The organism is Wolbachia endosymbiont of Drosophila incompta (assembly GCF_001758565.1).
Classification (GTDB): domain Bacteria; phylum Pseudomonadota; class Alphaproteobacteria; order Rickettsiales; family Anaplasmataceae; genus Wolbachia; species Wolbachia pipientis.
Genome location: NZ_CP011148.1, coordinates 1,154,137 through 1,154,604, shown reverse-complemented (window position 1 = coordinate 1,154,604; position 468 = coordinate 1,154,137). Strand labels below are relative to the sequence as shown.

The following is a 468-nucleotide window of genomic DNA, read 5'->3' as shown; positions in this document are numbered from 1 at the left end:
TAGGAGTAATGCTTATTGGGCTTAAATTTAACCGCAGAACAGCATTCTATTCTGTGCTTACATATCTATCACTTGGTGCAGCAGGATTGCCTGTTCTTGCAAATTTTTCTGGTGGTTATCACGCTCTCCTTGGACCAACAGGTGGATATTTAATTGGCTGTTTAGCTGCTGTTATGGTAATGAGCAAAGTAAATGAATTACTGAACTCTAAATATAAATCATTTGTGTGTAATTCTTTAAGTTGTCTGGCTGGTACAGTTGTAATCTTTATTTGTGGTGTTAGTTGGCTTGCTGTTTACTTGGGTCTGGGACAAGCAATAATGGTGGGTGTTTTACCATTTATCCTTCCTGGTTTGATAAAAATTTTTCTACTTGTAGCAGCTTTGCAATATTTGAAAAAATGATAAAATTTCGCCCTCATCATTTTATGTGCACCCTCGCGTTTCGGGGATATGGGTATTCTCAGGG

The 468-nt window shown here is 37.8% G+C and carries 1 protein-coding gene and 1 pseudogene; both read left to right on the top strand.

The annotated features are described in order from the left end of the window. Positions 1-404 (top strand): biotin transporter BioY (locus WG67_RS05225; protein WP_458694934.1); only part of this gene is annotated, 404 nt, incomplete at its 5' end. Then, positions 401-468 (top strand): annotated as a pseudogene (locus tag WG67_RS08820) (DUF1284 domain-containing protein); the annotation flags it as partial. The gene WG67_RS05225 and the pseudogene WG67_RS08820, both read left to right, overlap by 4 nt.